The organism is Candidatus Margulisiibacteriota bacterium, from assembly GCA_028715625.1.
Lineage (GTDB): Bacteria > Margulisbacteria > Riflemargulisbacteria > GWF2-35-9 > GWF2-35-9 > JAQURL01.
Map to the genome: position 1 here is coordinate 24135 of JAQURL010000016.1, position 17956 is coordinate 42090.

The following is a 17956-nucleotide window of genomic DNA, read 5'->3' on the forward strand; positions in this document are numbered from 1 at the left end:
AGTGTTATATAATTTATTTAAAAACAAGTCATTTCAGATATCTGTTTTGCTGGTTATTTTTTCCATTGCGGGTTTAATGATTTACGAAAGAGGCAAAGACAAGGCCAATGAACTTTCGTTGCCCAAACCTGTAAGCAAGATTGAACCGGCTGCTACAAATAATATTACGGTACATATCGAAGGCGCTGTTAAAAATCCGGGAGTTTATATAATTTCACCCGACATGCATACCTATGAACTGGTTTTACTGGCCGGTGGAATTTTACCCGAGGCCTCCTTAAAAAAAGTTAATTTGGCCAAAATATTGATCGACGGAGATAAAATAATGATTGCCGCTGAAAAACAAAAAAACTCTAAATCAGCGGCCAAAGTTGCAGCTGTTAGGGAAAAGTTAAATATGGTAAATATCAATTACGCCAACAAAGAACAGTTGATGAGCCTCCCGGGTGTAGGAGAAAAAACAGCATCGGATATTATCGCCCTCAGACAGAAAAACGGAATTTTTAAAGAAATAAATGATTTGTTAGTCATCAAAGGTATGGGCAAAAGCAAACTGGAAAAAATTAAAAAGTATTTGTATCTCTAAAAGTACATTCCAGTTATTTCCATGAAGCGGCTTTGTTTAGGGACATGAAGATATATTGTCACACTGAGCTTGACGAAGTGTGACGATATACGTTTTGTCATGCTGAGCCTGACGAAGTGTGACGATATACTTTTTGTCATGCTGAGCCTGACGAAGTGTGACGATATACTTTTTGTCATGCTGAGCCTGACGAAGTGTGACGATATACGTTTTGTCATGCTGAGCCTGACGAAGTGTGACGATATACGTTTTGTCATGCTGAGCCTGACGAAGTGTGACGATATACGTTTTGTCATGCTGAGCCTGACGAAGTGTGACGATATAAGTTTTAGCGTGAGCTGGTTTACATTGTTAGTTGATGGAACTTTTTCATTGCAATCTTCCTGTGGAGTATCCGATATATGTGAAGACATTTCATGAAGGAGGCAGTAGATGCTATTAAAAATAATTTCTTTAATCCAAAATCGTGTTAATTTTAGAGTAGGGACGAATAAAAGAATAATGGAGCTTCCTAAAGATATGGTAGGTTATATAATCGGCAATAAAGGAAACAGAATAAAAGTTTTACAAAAAGAGTCTGGCGCTGATATTCAGATAAGAAGAGGTGACCATTTTGCTATTATAACAGGGAATCCTGGTGCTGTTGCTTTGGCATCAACAGCCATCCATTTGTTGCTGGCTAGAGAAAACGTAGGGGATATTTTGACAGGTCGGGTTAAGCAAATCACTGATTTTTGCGCCTTCATTGATTTGGGTAATGAAACCCGGGGTTTCCTGCATGTATCTCGTGTGGTCAAAGGTAGGCTGGAACAATTAAGCACAGGCCAGGTATTAACTGTTCGTGTTTTGGAAAAGGACAGCAGATATAGGTTAGTCCTTGATGAAAAAATCGATTAGTTTTATTATTAAAAAATAATAATTGTTTGTTAAAAAACTTACAGTTTAGGCTTTTTACTCAATAAATATGAGATACTCAGTAGTTCGGCATAATACAAACAAATTGAGGTTATACGCTGCTGAATATATAATTAGCTGTCTATTATTTTAAACAAAGGTTAATTAATGAAAAAAAGAATAACTGAAGAAACGGTATTGTTTTTCAGTATAATCAAATGGGTTTTTTTTGCTACCATCATAGGGGGTATCGTAGGATTATCCACTACATTTTTTCTTTATATTTTGAGTTGGGGGATAAGTACAACCCATAGGTATCCGCTATATTTTATATTATTACCGTTAGCTTTATTTTGCAGTGCCATACTTATTAAATATCTGGCTCCTGATGCTGAGGGGCACGGTACGGAACGGGTTATTGAAGCTATCCATAAAAATTTCGGGAAAATTAAAGCTATAGTAGTACCGGTAAAATTAGTCGCCACCGTTATAACCCTGGCTTTTGGTGGTTCGGCAGGGAAGGAGGGCCCAAGTGCGCAAATTGGTGCGGGCTTATCTTCAGTTTTCGCAGATCTGTTCAAGTTTTCTGACGAAGACCGTAAGAAACTTGTAATTTGCGGTATCAGTGCCGGTTTTGCCGCGGTTTTTGGTACTCCAATAGCCGGTTCCATATTTGGGGTAGAAGTTCTTTTTGTCGGAGGTATTTTGTATGAGGTATTGCTTCCTTCGTTTATTGCCGGAATTACCAGTTATCAAATCTCATCCAGGTTAGGTATAGTTTATTTCTATCACCCTACCAATATATTGAGCGGTTTTACAGAATTATTTTTTATTAAAATAATTCTCGCCGGCATTTTTTTTGGTATTTGTTCATTTATTTTTATTGAAATATTAAAATACGGGAAAAAAATTTCTCAAAAAATGAAAATATGGAGTCCGTTAAAAGGTCTTTTTGGCGGAGCATTGCTTGTTTGTTTATCATTCATATTCACTACAAAATATTTAGGACTGGGGTTAGAAAGTATAGAAACGTTTCTCAACGGAAATTTTGCTGATTGGGGTGCTTTTATTTTAAAACCTGTATTTACCAGTATTACTTTAAACTTTGAGGGAAGCGGGGGTGTAATAACCCCGATATTTTTTTCAGGGGCTGCGGCCGGTACATTATTTGCTCGGGTTTTACATCTGAATGTAGCAAATTTTGCCGCTATCGGAATGGTCAGTATGCTTGCAGGCTGCGCCAATACTCCTATAGCTGCAAGTATTATGGCAGTAGAACTTTTTGGCCCCAAAATAGCACCTTATGCCACAGTAGCATGTATAATAAGTTTTCTCATGACCGGGCACAGAAGTGTTTATCCCTCGCAAATATTGTCTGTTACCAAATCACAATCAATACAGGTAGATATAGGTAATGAAATCAAAAATATAAAGCCGGTCTGTATTTCTGCAGGAGAAGACTTCAATAGCAGATTACGTCAGGTTTTTATTTCTATACGGAATTTATTCAGGCTATAAATATTTTTTTCCATAATCAGCAGCATAAATAGGTTTTTAAGGGTTACTCTTCATGATATAATCAATGTCTGCTGTATGCTTAACGAAGCCAAAATTAAAAAACGCATCAGGCAACTGCAAGAACAAATTAATTATCATAATAATCGATATTACAATCTGGATACTCCGGAAATATCCGATTTTGATTATGATGTTCTGGTCAAAGAACTGGAATATTTGGAACAACAGTACCCTCAGCTAAAACAGCCCGATTCACCCACATCCGTAATCGGAGCCGGAGCATCTGAAAATTTTGCCAAAGTTCGCCATATTATTCCCATGATCAGTTTATCCAACTGCTATTCTTTGCAGGAGGTCACCGAGTTTGACACCAGAATAAAGAATCTGCTGGTTAAAGATGTCAGTAATTTAAAGCCTGTTGAGTATTTTTGTGAACTGAAAATCGATGGACTGGCTGTCAGTCTTGTATACATAAATGGTACATTGGAGAGAGGTATAACCCGCGGAGATGGAGAAATTGGTGAGGATGTCACGCAGAATATTAAAACAATAAAAGATATTCCTTTAAAAATAACATATAAAGAACCTTTGGAAATCAGAGGTGAAGTATATCTGGAAAAGCAGCAATTGGAAAATATTAATAAAGAGCGTGAAAAGATTGATCTACCCTTGTTTGCCAATACTAGAAACGCAGCGGCCGGTTCATTGCGTCAGCTTGATCCCGAGGTCGTAGCAGTCAGAAATCTGCGTTTTTTCGGATATTATGTTGTTAATGCCGGATCGATCGGTATCGATAGCCAGGAGCAATCCTTTGCTTTTTTAAAAAAATATAATTTTAAGACAAACCCACAGGTTTTGTTGTGTCGGGATTTACCTCAGGTTTTTGCTTTTTGTAATGAATGGGCTGAAAAAAAAGATGATCTGCGTTATGAAATTGACGGTGTAGTTGTAAAAGTTAACAATTTGCAGTATCAGGATGTATTGGGTATGACAGCCAAGTCCCCGCGCTGGGCAATCGCTTATAAATTTACTGCCGAGCAGGCAAAAACCATCATCAAGGATATTGTTTTTCAGGTTGGCAGGCAGGGTACTATTACGCCGGTTGCCATGTTTGATCCTGTAAAAATAGCCGGAGCAACTGTTTCCAAGGCCACTTTGCATAATCAGGATTTTATTGAGGAAAAAGGTGTAAGTATAGGTGACGAGGTGGTGGTTAAACGCGCAGGAGAGGTTATTCCGGAAGTAGTTATGGTTTCACACAAGAATAAGGCAGGCAAGGCAGTGCATTTTCCTCATAAATGTCCTGTTTGTTCTACACCGCTGATAAGTCCGGAAGATCAGGTTGCTATCATATGTCCCAATGAAGAATGCCCGGGCAGGGTAAAAGCACAGATACTGCATGCTGTATCCAGGGATGCCCTGAACGTTGACGGTCTTGGTGAAAAAATGGTAGAACAGCTAATTCGCAGTCATCTTATCGGGAAATGGCCCGATCTTTTTAAACTGACTGAAAAGGACCTGCTTGGTCTGGAACGTGTCGGCGACAAAACAATAGCCAATCTTTTGCAGGAACTGAATAAAGCAAAAAAAATGCCGCTAAAGAAAGTGTTGTATGCAATGGGTATTAAATTTATCGGTGAAAAAACCGCGGATATTATTGTAGAACACATTTCAGATTACACAGACCTTTTCAGGATGACTGTTGAGGAATATCTGCATATTGAGGGAATTGGAGAGAAAACCGCCCGCTCGCTTTATGATTTTTTTCAAGATCAGCATAACCGGCAGTTGTTCGAACTTTTAAAAGAAAGAGGTTTTACTCTGCAGAAAGTTTCACAGCGGCTGGGCAACCAGTTGGCCGGGCTAACTTTTGTCTTGACCGGATCACTGGAAAATTATTCACGATCGCAAATAGAACTTGCTGTTAAAAATCACGGTGGGAAAGTGGGGAACAGCGTTTCCAAAAAAACCGACTACGTTTTGGTGGGGACCGAACCAGGTTCAAAGTATGATAAAGCCAAAAAATTAAATGTAAAGATTATCAGTGAGAAGGATTTTGAGGCTCTGCTCAAAACATCATGAATTTTATTGGTATAGATTTAGGAAGCCGTAATATCAAACTTGTGACCATCAGTGTCCAGGGGCAGCTTTTATCTAAGAAAATGTTCGATTCGGTTCATTTTTATAAGCATTATGGAGAATTGAGTAACGGTCAGTTTAAGCTTAATCTGAAAAAACTGGATATCCAGCCCGAAGACAAGATTGTTTCCACAGGTTACGGCAAGCATCAGGTCAATATTCAGCAAGCCGAAAAAATATCAGAGCAAAAGGCCCATGTTTTCGGCGCTATTCATCAGACGAGCCTTAAATCCTTTATTTTACTGGATATAGGTGGTCAGGATACTAAAATTGTACAGGTAGAAAATAAACATATCTTGGATATTTATATGAATGACAAATGCGGAGCTTGTTCCGGCCGTTATTTGGAAAACATGGCTAACATTCTGCAGATGTCCATAGAAGAGCTGGGACAATATGCTGAGGATTTTGTGCCTGTCAGCAATACCTGCGCCATATTCGGCGAATCTGAGCTTCTAGGCAAAATTTTTGAAGGTATTGCCATACCCAGGCTGGCAGCGGGAATAAACTATAGTATTTTTTCTAGGATAAAATCGAATCTCATTCGATATATAGATTATGGTGTGCCGATTATATTTACCGGAGGTGTAGCTTTAAACAAAGCACTGCAAAATATCATTCATAAAGAAACAGGACTGGAAGTGATAATACCTAAAGAGCCACAATTTAATGGAGCTCTGGGTGCGGCAGTGAGCAAAATTAGTTTGCAAACAAAGGCATGAATCGTTATAATGAGTTCAATAATATTCGGAGGTTAACTATGATAAAAAAAGCGCTGGTAGTTCTGATTTTCATGACATGTTTTCTAATCGCGGAAGAAGCTAACACGCCTTGGAACGGCAAGATTGATGATTTTGAAAACGGTAATATTACCGAAAAACCTGCTTGGTGGACATTTGGTAATAGTGAACAGAAAGTTGTTGAATCCGATGTGTTTTCCAAAGATCCGTTGTTTAAATATCTTGGTCGTTATGTACTGGAAGTAAAAGGTAACGCCAAAGATTGGTATGTGGGAGGCATGGGATGTTACCTGGGAGTTGACGCTACTCCATTTACCCACGTTAAGCTTTATGTTTACGGGACAGGTCCGGACAGCGGTAAATTAACTCTTCAGTTATATGATGACGATAACGGCAATTACCAGCTGGAACAGGATGTAAATAAAAATTACGAACCGATTAATGATGACAGGTTTGAATACAGCGCGAATATCAACTGGAAAGGCTGGAAAGTCTTGTTGATCCCTATATCCTCCTTTAAAGATACCAATAAAACAGTCGGTGACAACACTTGGAACCCGGACCATAAAAACGGCTCGGGCGGTCTGCTTCATTTTCAGTTTATCTTTTTGGCCAATACCAAAACAGGCAGCGTAAATTTTAGTATTGATAACATAAAATTAATTGATATGAGGGGTAAAAAAGGGGATAGCGATGAAAAGTAAAACTCTATTTTTATTGATACTTTTATCCGGTTTTATGTTTTCTGCTACTCAGCAGACCAGCGTGCAGGTTATGGTAAATGTGAAAAGTTTTTTTGAGCTGGCTGTAGACCGCAATTTAATTGACTTTAAAACCATGAATCCCGGTGAGATGAAAAGAGATATGCCGGATAACGAGGGTGTTAAGGTCAATATAAAAAGTAACAGCGGAACTCCCTGGTTTCTTAAAATCAGCGATATGTACGAATTAACCAATGGAAAGGACGTAATCTCCAACGGCAATTTTGTATGGTACGGATATCCGTCCAAAACAGCTTTAGGCACCTGGTACGGTAATGGCGAAGACAAGATCAGTCTCAGCCCGGCGCTGGCTTATTCCAGTAATACCAGCGAGTATAACAATTTGCCCAACGGGACGGATTTGTTTTTCAAATTTGCCTTAAAGATCCCACCCAAGCAGAATAGCGGATTATACAGATCTATTGTTGCTTTTACTTTAACGGAATAATTTTATGAAGAAGATAATTCTCTTCATATTCTGTGCAGGATTACTGCAAGTTGGTTTTGCCAATTTCAGCCTGACCATAACCCAAAACCCGGTAGTTAATTTTGGAAGTTTGAATCCTAACGAGGGAGAATGGGTCACCTTTGGAAGCAGTTATCCGAATACTGTTGTGCAATTCGAAGTAAACAGCGGCGCTCCCTGGAGCCTTGATATTAAAGCTGATCCCTTTAACGGCCCTGCTGCAATGGGCGTGGAAAACATGCAGTGGGACCTGGTCTATGCTCAGGAAGGTTCTACTTCCATAACATCAGCTATACCTAATGCCAATCAGAAAAAGACTTTTACTACAACCGGAGAAACCGTATACAGTAAGACTCCGGTAAGTAACGTTACCAATTTGTTCAACTTTATCTGGTTTCTAAGGATACCGGTTAATCAGACAGCCGGGAACTACTATAGTACTATAGTGTTTACCCTAACTCAGTGAGGTGTAAAAAATGAAACGAATTATAATACTTTTAAGTCTACTTTGCGGTTTCAATGTTTTTGCTTTGCAGATCAGTCTGGACCCGCCTCATTATAATGTCCTTATGAAACAAGGCTCTGCCGTGCGCAAAACACTGACATTAACTAATCAGGGCAAGGAAAACCTGAACGTTAAAGTTTATCTGAACGACTGGTATATGCAGGATGGCAAAAAAGTATTTATTCAGTCCGGAATGACGGCTTATTCTTTAAAAAATTCCTGTCTGATTTTCCCTTCATCCTTTTCCTTGAAGGCTAAAGAAAGCAGAACTGTAATCCTGACCCTTACCTCTGCTGCTAATGAAACCGGCGGTCAGTACGGTGTAATTTTCTTCGAAGCCTATCCGCTTGTTAGTATAAAAAATTCCGGTGTATCGTTTGGTGGTCGCATCGGCAGCATGATCTATAAAGAGATCGATGGCCAGGTTTCCAAAGTTTATAATTTAAAAAATCTTAAAACGAGTCTTGTTGGCAACAAACTTTATTATGAATATGCTCTGACCAATGAAGGTAACGTGTTATTGCAACCCAAATGTACCATCGTACTTATGGATAATAAAACAAATGAAGTATATTTAAAGGAAGACCTTAAAGACGTTGTTATTGCTTTGCCCAAGGATACTTTCACCAAAAAGGGCTTTACAGTTTTAAATAAAGTACCTGAAAAGAAAGATAATTTATCTTTGTTGCTTACTCTGGATTTCGGTGACGATAATATTATTATAAAAGAAATCAAAGTGAATGAATAAATGTTAAAAAAATTAGTAATATTATCCCTTGTTTTTACTTTTTCTCTGGCCGGGCTCATTGAGCTTACCTATGATGAAGAAAAACAGGTGGTCATTAACGGAATTACGGGCTTTATAATTATCGATAATAAGGATGTTATTCAGGCTAATACCAAAACCAATCTTTTACTTTTAAAAGGCTTAAAGCCCGGTGAAGCTTCCATTATAGTGCTTACAGATAAAAACAAGACAGCTTACAAAATCAAAGTCAAGCCGCAGGAGCTTGTGGCTACGGCCAAATCGGAAGTAGATTACAGCGGCAAACGTTTTATTAGCAATATCAGCATGGGATACGGTGCAGGCTCATCAAAATCAGATTATTCTCAGAACGTTTGGGACTACGGATATACTTATTATAAATTTAATACTCAGGGTGAAACACCCTGGGGTTTTCTGACAAATTATACATATTTCAAAAATACTGCTGCAGCCCAGGGACTGAACAGCTTTACTACCTCACTGAAAAACAGTTACGGTTTATTTACCATAGGAGATCAGTTTTATGAAGAGATATCTTCTATTGTTTTTCCATCGCAACCCTTGCAGGGCATTAGCTATCAGGGTGCTTACAGCAACCTGGATATACTTTTATTTTATGGCCGTAACAATTTCGGGAATTGGGGCAGTACCGCCGAACGTGAAGAGCGTGATACCCAGACATTGTCTTTTTCCAGGTTGGGTTACAGACTTAACCGAGATTCCAGTGTGGGGTTAAATCTCAGCAATTTCAGCAGCAGTTTGTTTTATAAAACTTTTATTTATCTTTTTGATGTTAACGCGGAGGTGGGTCAGGATAAAAATTCCAGAATGGCAAGAGATTTTACTCTGGCCTATAATAATCATCTTGATTTGAATGCCAAACTGAACTATAAAGATTTCGCTGAAGGCTTTGAACTGCCCTTCGGTATGGTGGACTACAGAGGGTTCAGAGGTTTCAATTATAATCTTAATTATTTTATTAATAACCTGACAGATTTAAGTTATTACGGTGAAAATTATAGAAGGTCTATTAATGCTCAGGACTTGGGAACAAATAAAAACAATTTGGTGTTCAACTGGAGACTGGAAAAGTCCGATAACAGACTACCAGACATCACAGTATATTACTGGGACCAGCGCGATGAGTCGGTTACCAACTCTTATTCTGTGGTAACAGCTATTTCTCCGACTGCCTCAGTGACATCCAATTTTATTAATAATTATCAGTATGCCCAGCAGGGTATGTATTATCAGGCCAGGAAAAAAATATGGTTACTTGATTTGTGGGCCAAATATTCACCGATCCATTATGAAAACGTGGGAAATCCGGCGGCCGGTTATGATCAGAAGAATTATACTTATGGATTCATAGTCCCGGTGATCAAAGGTCTTTTATCGTATCAGGGTGAATATACTCTGGAAGATAATCAGCTGACTACTTCCAGTTACCAGCAAGATATTTACAGGTCGTTTATTATGTTGACACCTATACCGGTTTACAAAACAGCACTATTTTTTAATGCTTTTTACCAATATGATACGCGAAAAAACAGATCTACCGATGAAGTATTTTCTAAACATTTTGCCAAACTGGAACTTATTTACTATCCGAATCCTGATGGTAATTTAACCTTTGGTTTTTACAGGACAATCGACGATGCTCCGGTTGCGTTTCAAGTATCCAGAGTTCTGGATGAAATTCGTCTGGAATATTCCCAGAATTTCAATTATCTGGCACAGTTCGGTAAGGGTAGAGCTGTATTGACCGGTATGGTTTACTTGGACGATAATGCAAACGGCCAACTGGACGAAGCGGAAAAACCTGTTCCGAATATCAGGGTGAAAATTTCCGATGGTCAGGTATCGACTACCAATCAATATGGTGTGTATAAATTTGACAACGTATATGAGGGCTCCACTACCATTGAGTTGGAAGAAGGAACCCAGAAACTTTCTGCCACAGAAGATTATCCCAAATTTGTACAGGTCCAGCCCGGTCAGAGAATGGTTGTAAATTTTGGCGTACTTCTGGCCAACAGGATTTATGGCAATGTTTTCAGGGATGACAATCAGAACGGTACTAAAGAAGAATTTGAAAAAGGTTTTTCTGGAGTTCGTATAATAATTGGGGAAACTGTTATAAAAACCGACGAAGACGGATATTATGAATATGTGACTGAAGGTATCGGTCAGGAATTTCCAGTAGAACTGGATTTATCATCTGTTCCTGACGGATATAAACTTAGTGGAGAACGTAAAACTACTGTAATCGGCAACGGTAAAGTTAATTTTGTCCTGGAAAAAGTAAACAAAAGTACCTATAAAGATGATTACGTGGAAATAACCGGGATAAAAAAGTTGAACAAGAAGGAATTAATGGTATCCGGAAAGATTTTAAAACCGGTACAATACGCGATTATTAATGACCGGAAATTCAATATAGAATCAGGCGAGTTTCAGGTCAAAGTACCTGTTTCCGGGAATAAAGTTAAGGTAAAATTGTATACCCGAGATCGAAACTATTGGATAAAGTTTTTTAGTTATTGATGGATTATACCTCAACCAAGTTGGTTTACGGTATACTCGCACAAATTTCGGAATTCGGCGAGGCGTCAAGGAGCCAGACGCGCAGGCGTATTTAAATATACGACGAGCACATGGTGACGTAGACAACAAAGCCCCGAAAACCAAATTTGAAAGAGGGAGTTTACAATGAAAATAGCTGTTGTGGGTACGGGTTATGTAGGCTTGGTAGCGGGTAATTGTTTTGCCGATTCCGGTAATCAGGTAATCTGTGTAGATATAGACAAAGCTAAGATAGATAAACTGAAAAAAGGGATCCCTGTTATTTATGAACCCGGTTTGGAAGACCTTCTGGCCAGGAACCTCAAAGAAAAAAGGATCAGCTTTATAACCGATATCAGGGAAGCTGTTGAGCAATGCGAAATTATTTTCGTAGCTGTCGGAACACCTCAGGGAGAAGACGGCTCAGCGGATTTAAAATATGTTTTGAACGTGGCTGCGGATGTAGGGTTATTTATGAACTCCGATAAAATTATCGTTAACAAATCCACAGTGCCGGTAGGTACTGCCGAGAAAGTACAGAAAACAGTTGAAAAAGAATTGCATAAACGTAAAGCCAGATTTAAAGTTTATGTTATCAGTAACCCGGAGTTTTTAAAGGAAGGCACTGCTATTGACGATTTTATGCGCCCTGACCGTATCATTATCGGTGGTAGTTCTGAATATGCTTTAAATATGATGCAGAAATTGTATTCACCATTTTTGAGAACAGACAATCGGATATATTTTATGGACAATAAAAGCGCGGAGATTACCAAATACGCGGCTAATTCTTTACTGGCTACCAAAATTTCATTTATGAATGAAATCGCGACATTGTGTGATAAAGTCGGCGCCAATATCGATAAAGTAAGAGTAGGAATAGGTTCGGACATCAGGATCGGGCAGAAGTTTTTATTCCCCGGAATCGGTTACGGCGGTTCCTGTTTCCCTAAAGATGTTAAAGCACTTATAAAAACCGGACATCATCATGAAGTGCCTATGGATATTTTGCGATCCGTAGAGGAAGTTAATCATAGACAGAAAAAATTTCTCTTTGAAAAAATTAAAAAGTATTTCAGCTTAAAAAAGCAGTCTCTAAAAGGAAAGACTTTTGCCGTTTGGGGTTTGGCCTTTAAACCCAAAACCGATGATATGAGGGAGGCTCCTTCCATAGTTGTTATCAATCATCTCCTGGAACACGGGGCCAAAGTCCAGGCCTATGATCCTGTGGCTATGGATAATTGCAGGTCCATTTGGGATGAGACTGTATTTTTCGGGAAAAACGCTTACGAGGTACTGAAAGGGGCAGATGCTTTAATTATTCATACTGAGTGGAACGAATTTCGTACCCCTGATTTTTTGAAAATTAAAAAGCTCCTAAAAAGTCCTCTGATATTTGACGGACGTAATATTTATAATCCGGACGAAATGTTGCAAATGGATTTCGAATATTTCTCCATTGGACGATAAATGTATATAAAAAAAATTGTCTTGATCTGTTTCCTGCTATTTTTAACGGTTGTCGCTAACGCCGCAATCAGTGATGAAAACTGGGAGAAATTGAGTAAATACTATTATCTGGCCAAAACAGCGAGCGCTGATCCCCAGGCTCATTTTAATCTGGCCATGGCCTATGCTTATACGGGTTTCGTTGAGGAAGGGTTCAGGGAACTGTCGGTTATACCTTCACTGGACAAAGAATTCGCTAAAAAAGTTCTGAGCAAATATCAAAAAAAAGTAGCTCAAAATAAAACCAACTGGGAAAATCATTTCTATTATGCTTTTGCTTTATACTTTAATGATATGAAGGATAAGGCTCAGGAAGAATTCAGAAAAGTCATTCAATACGCCGGAGATAATGCGGTTAAAGGTTGGGCATATGGCTATATTGCTTATATATATGGAGAAAAGAAAGACTGGAATAAAGCTCTGGACTCTATTACAACAGCGGTAAAATTTGAACCTGACGGCGCAGCTCTTTATTTTGCCATGAGTATTGCTAAAAAAGAGAATGGGGATGCTGTGGGAGCTACAGGAGCAATACTTAAGGCCAGCACTCTGCAGGCCAGGCAAATGGTTGGCAAACGATCGCTTCAGCGGTTAAAGAATGAAAAGTAAATTACTTTTATTTTTACTATTCCTGGTAGTTCTTTTTTTTATTTTTAGTCAGATTCAAATTAAAAACACAGGGCCGGCCAAGAAAAACGAACCTGATTTTATCTTGGAAAACAGTACTACCAAACACTATATTAACGGACAGCTTAAATTTAAAGTACAGGCAAGAAGAATAGAAATCCAGAAAAAAAAATTTCTACTTACAGATGCGATAGTTAGTTTTAATAACGGGGTTACCATTGAAGCCGACCAAATGGAGGCGGACCTGAAAAAATCACAGATTATAGCCCGCGATCATGTGATTTTGTTATCTAACAACTTGCAGTATACTGGAAGTTTGATAACATATTTGATTACCGAAAAAAAATTTTTTGGTTATAATGATGGCAAGATAACAATAAAGCCAAGAAAGAAATTATGAACAAACAACTTGTATTGTATTTAATTTCAGCTGTCTTTTCGTTAACAGTTGCCGCTGTCAACACTGAAAAAGTAATTACACAGGACCAGTTGGAAATTTCAGCGGGTCATTTTGAGGTAGACATTTCCAATAATTATTTTACTGCAGAAAATAATATACTTATTGTACAGGGGCCTTTACGAATTACCGCTGATAAAGCCATGTATACTGACAAAAAAGATGTTATTACTTTGTATGACAATATCATCATGCTTTATAAAAAATTAAAAATCAATTGTAATCACCTGATTTATAACCGAAAGATAGACTCTATAACTGCTTATGATCAACTGTTTGTGACTTACAATGATTTTTTTATACAAGCCGATCAATTAACCTATGATATGAAAAAGAATGAGGTTTTTTTCGCCGGCCCTACTGTAATTCGTCGCGGGAAAAATGTAATCAAAAGCAAGGATATTATTTTTGATGTCAATAATCAGAAGCTGTTATCCAAAGAAAAAACCAGGGCTGTTCTGGATGAAGTGAAGTAAGATGTCATCAACCGAATTTCAAACCAAAAAGGATACTATACAGGCAGATCCTAAGACAATAATGGACATTATTATAATCGGAGGAGGGCCTGCAGGTATTAGTGCCGCGCTAATGGCTGAAAGTCGAGGCTTGAATGTTCTTCTAATTGAAGAAGCGGTATTATGCAGCAATTTATTCAATGTCCCCTATATTGAGGATCTCCCTTATTTCGACGAGGAAAAACTGGTCGGACATAAGCTTTCCGACCTTCTCATTGCCAAAGTTAACGAACATAAATTGCATGTAGTCTATGAAAAGGTAACGGATTTGGATGTGTTGGAAAATAACAGAAAAAAGATAATCACCGATAAACATGTTTATTACTCAAAAGCAGTTATCATCGCCTGCGGTTTCAAAAATAAGAAAATACCGATAAAGGATGATCAGAAATTCTATGGTAACGGTTTGTCTTATTGTGCTCCCTGTGATTATATGTACTATCTGAATAGCCCTGTTCTTCTGGCAGGGAGCTCGGAATATGCTGCCAAGATGGCTTTATATTTGACGTCTTTTGTCAGCCAGCTTTATTTTGTAGTAAATAATAATAAATTTACGGCAACTGAGTTCATCAAAAAAGAAATCTATAAAAATAAAAAAATCAGGATTTTTTTTCAACATGAGCTATTATCCCTGGATGGTAAGAGTAAATTGGAAGCCGTTCGCATCAAATCCCTGGGAAATAATAGAGAAGTATCTTTAAATGTAGCCGCGGCTTTTATTTATATGGACATAGAGGGTAACATCGAGTTTTTATCGAACAAAAAAAACGGGATAAACCTTTCTGATGATCAATTTATCATTACTGACAATCTGACCGAAACTTCGGTCGCAGGCATATATGCCATAGGTACTGTCCGGCACGGAACTATGAAGCGGATAACCGCTGCCACGACTGACGCTCTTACTGCCGTAAATGAAATCCAACATTACCTATATTTTTTGAAATGAATATCGCGCTGGTAGGCTATTTCGGACATGACAATCTTGGCGACGAAGCCATTTTACAAAGTGTTTTGCAGCAATTAAAAAAATATCATGTTCCTCTGAGGATCATTGTATTTACCCAGACTCCGCAGGAAACGTCCAGGCGTTATAAAGTTATTGCCTTTCGAAGAAAATCATGGCCTGATCTATTAGCCGGTATCACCATGACTGATGTGGTTGTTTTTGCAGGAGGCTCACTTTTACAGGACAAAACAAGTTTTAAAAGCCTGCTCTATTATTTGTCGATTATTTTTTTGGCGAGAATTTTCAAGAAAAAAATCATTCTTTACGCACAGGGTATAGAAGATTTTCGTTATCCGCTAAGTAAATGGCTGGTAAAAACGTTTTTAGGCTATACACATTTCATCAGCGTCAGAGATGAAGAAAGTTATAAATATCTTAAAGATGTACTGAAAATAAAAAAACCGGTCCATTATACTGTGGATTCCGCTCTGATGCTTTGCCCTTTACAAACGGATAACCGTTATCTGGGCTATATCGGATTGAATTTTATCGATATAGAAAATTTCCCGTACAAGAATGTGTCTGACACCTTGGTTAAATTTTCCCGGGAACATAATAAAAAATATGTGTATATTCCTTTTCATGAGGAAGATTTGAAAATAGCCGGCACCTTGCAGCAGCTCATACCCAGTCAGTATTTTGAAGTTTTGCAACCGCAGGAGAATATATCCATGCTGATAGGGATTATGCAGCAGCTGGACATGGTAATCGGCACCAGATTACATAGCTTGATCCTTAGCGCGGCAGCTTATACTCCATTCATGGGCATACATTATCATGATAAAGTGGAAAGTTTTGCCAAAGAAGTTAAGCAAAAATATATGTTGTTTGATAATTTACAAAACGGTCATTTCTATAGTAATCTGGTAGATGTTTTTTCTCAAAAGGAAAGTTATAAAAATCAGCTGAAGTTTTTGGTGGAAGACCTGAAAACAAAATCAAAAAACAACCTGATTAATAATATCATAATTAAATATGACAAAACGTGAAAATAAACTGCTGGGCCTTCTTTTTTTTAACCAGGGGTATACTAACTTAATTCTGCAGATTAACGAAGCTATAACTGCCAAAAAAAGTTGTTCGATAATTACTCCTACAACCGAGATTTTAGGGGCGTGCCTTGATGATCAGGCAATTTACGGGATAATATCTGAGGCACAGATACTTTTACCCGATAGTGTAACGCTTATTCTTTTATCACGTTTACTGCGCAAAGCAATAACACGAAGGCTTACCGGTATCGATACCATCTATGAGCTTGGCAGGCAAACAACAAGGCAATACAAAGTGTACCTGCTGGGAGCGCAACAATCTGTATTGGACCAGACTGTAAAACGTGCCGGGGAATTATTTCCGGCCTTCAAAATTGTCGGCTGCCAGCATGGTTATTTTGACGCAAAGACTGAAACCGATAAAGTTATCAAACATATTAACGACTCCGGCGCTGAAATATTGTTCATAGGCATGGGTTTCCCTCGTCAGGAGAGGTTTATCAGTGAGTATGGCAAGCAAATACTGGCCCCGGTTAAAATTACAGTAGGCGGCAGCTATGATGTGATTTCCGGTCATTTGAAAAGAGCTCCCAGATGGATGCAAAACAGCGGCTTGGAATGGCTGTTCCGTCTGCTGCAAGAGCCTACACGTATTTTTAGAATGTCGCTTATTCCCTGGTATTTGCTCAAACTGCTCTCAGCGGAGATACAACACAAATATGATCGGCATTGATATCGTAGAAATTAGTCGTTTGAAGGCCCTCATTAAGGACAGAGGCTTTCTGGACAAGGTTTATACTGATGAAGAAATTGAATATTGCGGCTCAGCCAAATCCGATCATTTAAAAGCCTCACGTTTTGCCAACCGTTTTGCTGCCAAGGAAGCTATTTTTAAGGCGGTGGACAAGCTGGACGCTTTATATTGGAAAGAAATTCAAATACTTAATGAGCCCAGTGGAAAACCAGTGGTTACATTTAGCGGTAAAACAAAAAAAGTAATGCAGGAAAATAAGTTGAATATTGAATTGTCTTTATCTCATAGCCGTCAGTTCGCGGTTGCTGCCGCTATGTGCGTTCGCGGCTGATTTTCAGTTCATACACTGTACGTATTCTTCCATACTTTCAAAGATTTTAATTTTTTGATAAATATAAGTAGGAGTTATAATTTCTCGGCAGTCATCGGATATGCTGCAAATCGAGAACTGTTTTTGGTTTTTTTCCGATTCTTTTTGCCCCCTTAGCAACGTTCCCAGACCTGAAAAATCAATATAATGACAATCTTCCAGGTTCAGTGCTATATTTTTCTTTTTGTGATAGAGAATGTCTTCAAAGGTATCGGTCAACTTTTTAGAATCATCAAATTCAACATCACCTTCAATAAAAATAAATGACGTATTACCTTTATCTTCAGTCTTTATATTTCGCATATTGTTGCCCCCCTGTACATAACTAACCCCATTAATAAAATATCAAATTTTATTAATAAATGCAAATTTACTAGTTTATTTTTTTTTCAGGTTTGCCCCGGAGCAGCAAATATCTATTGCTGACTTCATAAAAGCAGCCAGTCCGGACTTCACTTTATCAATATTTTCAGCAAAACGTTGATCAGAAATATACAGGTTACCCAGCCCCGCAAAAATTTCGTCGGTGCAGTTATAGAAGTATTTACTGATATGTTGCTGCCATTCCTTGATTGCCTGCTGGGCCAGCGGATGCCCAGGCCCTTTATCCATCAGATCGGCCAGTTTTTGATGAATTTTGGCTGATTCTGAGTTAATCTTAGCCCAATCTTCGGCTTTGTAACCCTTTGTTTTCAGCTGACTTTCCTTGTAGGCATCAGTATGCCCATATTTCTTTTTTGTTTCCTCTGCGTACTTTTCCCGATGTATATTGATTTCACTCAT

The 17956-nt window shown here is 38.3% G+C and carries 21 protein-coding genes; 18 read left to right on the forward strand and 3 right to left on the reverse strand.

From position 1 onward, the window contains the following. Nucleotide 1: 1 nt before the first annotated feature. Nucleotides 2-586: a ComEA family DNA-binding protein gene (locus tag PHV30_03905; GenBank protein ID MDD5456158.1), complete on the forward strand. Its 585-nt coding sequence runs from the start codon at nucleotides 2-4 to the stop codon at nucleotides 584-586. On the opposite strand, the gene PHV30_03910 is transcribed toward PHV30_03905, so the two are convergent. Beyond that, a complete protein-coding gene (locus PHV30_03910; protein ID MDD5456159.1) occupies nucleotides 583-882 on the reverse strand; it encodes a hypothetical protein in 300 nt (99 codons plus the stop codon). The genes PHV30_03905 and PHV30_03910 overlap by 4 nt on opposite strands. Nucleotides 883-1018: 136 nt before the next feature. Here PHV30_03910 and PHV30_03915 point away from each other — a divergent pair, with 136 nt between their 5' ends. The 17 genes from PHV30_03915 (at nucleotide 1019) to acpS (ending at nucleotide 17134) form a co-directional block, all read left to right on the forward strand. Then, the gene (locus tag PHV30_03915) at nucleotides 1019-1483 is read left to right on the forward strand and encodes a KH domain-containing protein (protein MDD5456160.1); all 465 of its coding nucleotides are present in this window, start codon (nucleotides 1019-1021) and stop codon (nucleotides 1481-1483) included. Between the two features lie 165 nt (nucleotides 1484-1648). Then, complete coding sequence (locus PHV30_03920; GenBank protein MDD5456161.1) at nucleotides 1649-2998, forward strand: chloride channel protein; 1350 nt, start codon at nucleotides 1649-1651, stop codon at nucleotides 2996-2998. Nucleotides 2999-3073: 75 nt separating this feature from the next. After that, nucleotides 3074-5080: an NAD-dependent DNA ligase LigA gene (ligA, locus tag PHV30_03925; protein MDD5456162.1), complete on the forward strand. Its 2007-nt coding sequence runs from the start codon at nucleotides 3074-3076 to the stop codon at nucleotides 5078-5080. Further along, nucleotides 5077-5859 carry an acyl-CoA dehydratase activase gene (locus PHV30_03930; GenBank protein MDD5456163.1) on the forward strand — a complete coding sequence of 261 codons (783 nt, stop codon included), beginning with the start codon at nucleotides 5077-5079 and terminating at the stop codon, nucleotides 5857-5859. The genes ligA and PHV30_03930 overlap by 4 nt, the downstream gene beginning before the upstream one ends. A gap of 38 nt (nucleotides 5860-5897) precedes the next feature. Continuing rightward, complete coding sequence (locus PHV30_03935) at nucleotides 5898-6581, forward strand: hypothetical protein (GenBank protein MDD5456164.1); 684 nt, start codon at nucleotides 5898-5900, stop codon at nucleotides 6579-6581. Continuing rightward, nucleotides 6571-7086, forward strand: a complete 516-nt coding sequence (locus PHV30_03940) for a hypothetical protein (GenBank protein MDD5456165.1) — start codon at nucleotides 6571-6573, stop codon at nucleotides 7084-7086. Before PHV30_03935 ends, PHV30_03940 begins: the two co-directional genes overlap by 11 nt. A 4-nt stretch (nucleotides 7087-7090) precedes the next feature. Next, complete coding sequence (locus PHV30_03945) at nucleotides 7091-7570, forward strand: hypothetical protein (protein MDD5456166.1); 480 nt, start codon at nucleotides 7091-7093, stop codon at nucleotides 7568-7570. A 10-nt stretch (nucleotides 7571-7580) separates the two neighbouring features. Continuing rightward, nucleotides 7581-8357 (forward strand): hypothetical protein, encoded by a 777-nt coding sequence (locus PHV30_03950; protein ID MDD5456167.1) that lies wholly within the window; start codon nucleotides 7581-7583, stop codon nucleotides 8355-8357. Further along, the gene (locus tag PHV30_03955; GenBank protein MDD5456168.1) at nucleotides 8358-10922 is read left to right on the forward strand and encodes an SdrD B-like domain-containing protein; all 2565 of its coding nucleotides are present in this window, start codon (nucleotides 8358-8360) and stop codon (nucleotides 10920-10922) included. A 165-nt stretch (nucleotides 10923-11087) separates the two neighbouring features. After that, entirely contained in the window at nucleotides 11088-12410 is a 1323-nt protein-coding gene (locus tag PHV30_03960) for a UDP-glucose/GDP-mannose dehydrogenase family protein (protein ID MDD5456169.1), read from the forward strand. Next, nucleotides 12411-13058, forward strand: coding sequence for a hypothetical protein (locus PHV30_03965; protein MDD5456170.1), 648 nt, complete (start codon nucleotides 12411-12413; stop codon nucleotides 13056-13058). After that, nucleotides 13048-13476 (forward strand): hypothetical protein, encoded by a 429-nt coding sequence (locus tag PHV30_03970; protein MDD5456171.1) that lies wholly within the window; start codon nucleotides 13048-13050, stop codon nucleotides 13474-13476. The genes PHV30_03965 and PHV30_03970 overlap by 11 nt, the downstream gene beginning before the upstream one ends. Next, entirely contained in the window at nucleotides 13473-14009 is a 537-nt protein-coding gene (locus PHV30_03975) for an LptA/OstA family protein (GenBank protein ID MDD5456172.1), read from the forward strand. The genes PHV30_03970 and PHV30_03975 overlap by 4 nt, the downstream gene beginning before the upstream one ends. Nucleotides 14010-14070: 61 nt before the next feature. Then, on the forward strand, nucleotides 14071-14997 hold the full coding sequence (locus tag PHV30_03980; GenBank protein ID MDD5456173.1) for an FAD-dependent oxidoreductase: 927 nt from the start codon (nucleotides 14071-14073) through the stop codon (nucleotides 14995-14997). Further along, nucleotides 14994-16046, forward strand: coding sequence for a polysaccharide pyruvyl transferase CsaB (gene csaB / locus PHV30_03985; GenBank protein MDD5456174.1), 1053 nt, complete (start codon nucleotides 14994-14996; stop codon nucleotides 16044-16046). Before PHV30_03980 ends, csaB begins: the two co-directional genes overlap by 4 nt. Further along, on the forward strand, nucleotides 16033-16782 hold the full coding sequence (locus PHV30_03990; GenBank protein MDD5456175.1) for a WecB/TagA/CpsF family glycosyltransferase: 750 nt from the start codon (nucleotides 16033-16035) through the stop codon (nucleotides 16780-16782). The genes csaB and PHV30_03990 overlap by 14 nt, the downstream gene beginning before the upstream one ends. Beyond that, a complete protein-coding gene (gene acpS, locus PHV30_03995; GenBank protein MDD5456176.1) occupies nucleotides 16769-17134 on the forward strand; it encodes a holo-ACP synthase in 366 nt (121 codons plus the stop codon). The genes PHV30_03990 and acpS overlap by 14 nt, the downstream gene beginning before the upstream one ends. Nucleotides 17135-17137: 3 nt before the next feature. Here acpS and PHV30_04000 read toward each other — a convergent pair whose 3' ends face one another. After that, entirely contained in the window at nucleotides 17138-17476 is a 339-nt protein-coding gene (locus PHV30_04000; GenBank protein ID MDD5456177.1) for an STAS domain-containing protein, read from the reverse strand. Nucleotides 17477-17551: 75 nt separating this feature from the next. Further along, a partial coding sequence (locus PHV30_04005) for a TipAS antibiotic-recognition domain-containing protein (protein ID MDD5456178.1) occupies nucleotides 17552-17956 on the reverse strand: 405 nt, incomplete at its 5' end.

Bases quoted from the DNA above. Each gene is read 5' to 3' on its own strand.
- PHV30_03955 (MDD5456168.1), top strand. From the start codon at position 8,358: ATGTTAAAAAAATTAGTAATATTATCCCTTGTTTTTACTTTTTCTCTG.
- PHV30_03940 (MDD5456165.1), top strand. From the start codon at position 6,571: ATGAAAAGTAAAACTCTATTTTTATTGATACTTTTATCCGGTTTTATG.
- PHV30_03920 (MDD5456161.1), top strand. From the start codon at position 1,649: ATGAAAAAAAGAATAACTGAAGAAACGGTATTGTTTTTCAGTATAATC.
- PHV30_03915 (MDD5456160.1), top strand. From the start codon at position 1,019: ATGCTATTAAAAATAATTTCTTTAATCCAAAATCGTGTTAATTTTAGA.
- PHV30_03960 (MDD5456169.1), top strand. From the start codon at position 11,088: ATGAAAATAGCTGTTGTGGGTACGGGTTATGTAGGCTTGGTAGCGGGT.
- PHV30_03935 (MDD5456164.1), top strand. From the start codon at position 5,898: ATGATAAAAAAAGCGCTGGTAGTTCTGATTTTCATGACATGTTTTCTA.
- ligA (MDD5456162.1), top strand. From the start codon at position 3,074: ATGCTTAACGAAGCCAAAATTAAAAAACGCATCAGGCAACTGCAAGAA.
- PHV30_03970 (MDD5456171.1), top strand. From the start codon at position 13,048: ATGAAAAGTAAATTACTTTTATTTTTACTATTCCTGGTAGTTCTTTTT.
- PHV30_03980 (MDD5456173.1), top strand. From the start codon at position 14,071: ATGGACATTATTATAATCGGAGGAGGGCCTGCAGGTATTAGTGCCGCG.
- PHV30_03945 (MDD5456166.1), top strand. From the start codon at position 7,091: ATGAAGAAGATAATTCTCTTCATATTCTGTGCAGGATTACTGCAAGTT.
- PHV30_03930 (MDD5456163.1), top strand. From the start codon at position 5,077: ATGAATTTTATTGGTATAGATTTAGGAAGCCGTAATATCAAACTTGTG.
- PHV30_04000 (MDD5456177.1), bottom strand. From the start codon at position 17,476: ATGCGAAATATAAAGACTGAAGATAAAGGTAATACGTCATTTATTTTT.
- PHV30_03910 (MDD5456159.1), bottom strand. From the start codon at position 882: ATGACAAAACGTATATCGTCACACTTCGTCAGGCTCAGCATGACAAAA.
- PHV30_03975 (MDD5456172.1), top strand. From the start codon at position 13,473: ATGAACAAACAACTTGTATTGTATTTAATTTCAGCTGTCTTTTCGTTA.
- PHV30_03950 (MDD5456167.1), top strand. From the start codon at position 7,581: ATGAAACGAATTATAATACTTTTAAGTCTACTTTGCGGTTTCAATGTT.
- csaB (MDD5456174.1), top strand. From the start codon at position 14,994: ATGAATATCGCGCTGGTAGGCTATTTCGGACATGACAATCTTGGCGAC.
- acpS (MDD5456176.1), top strand. From the start codon at position 16,769: ATGATCGGCATTGATATCGTAGAAATTAGTCGTTTGAAGGCCCTCATT.
- PHV30_03965 (MDD5456170.1), top strand. From the start codon at position 12,411: ATGTATATAAAAAAAATTGTCTTGATCTGTTTCCTGCTATTTTTAACG.
- PHV30_03990 (MDD5456175.1), top strand. From the start codon at position 16,033: ATGACAAAACGTGAAAATAAACTGCTGGGCCTTCTTTTTTTTAACCAG.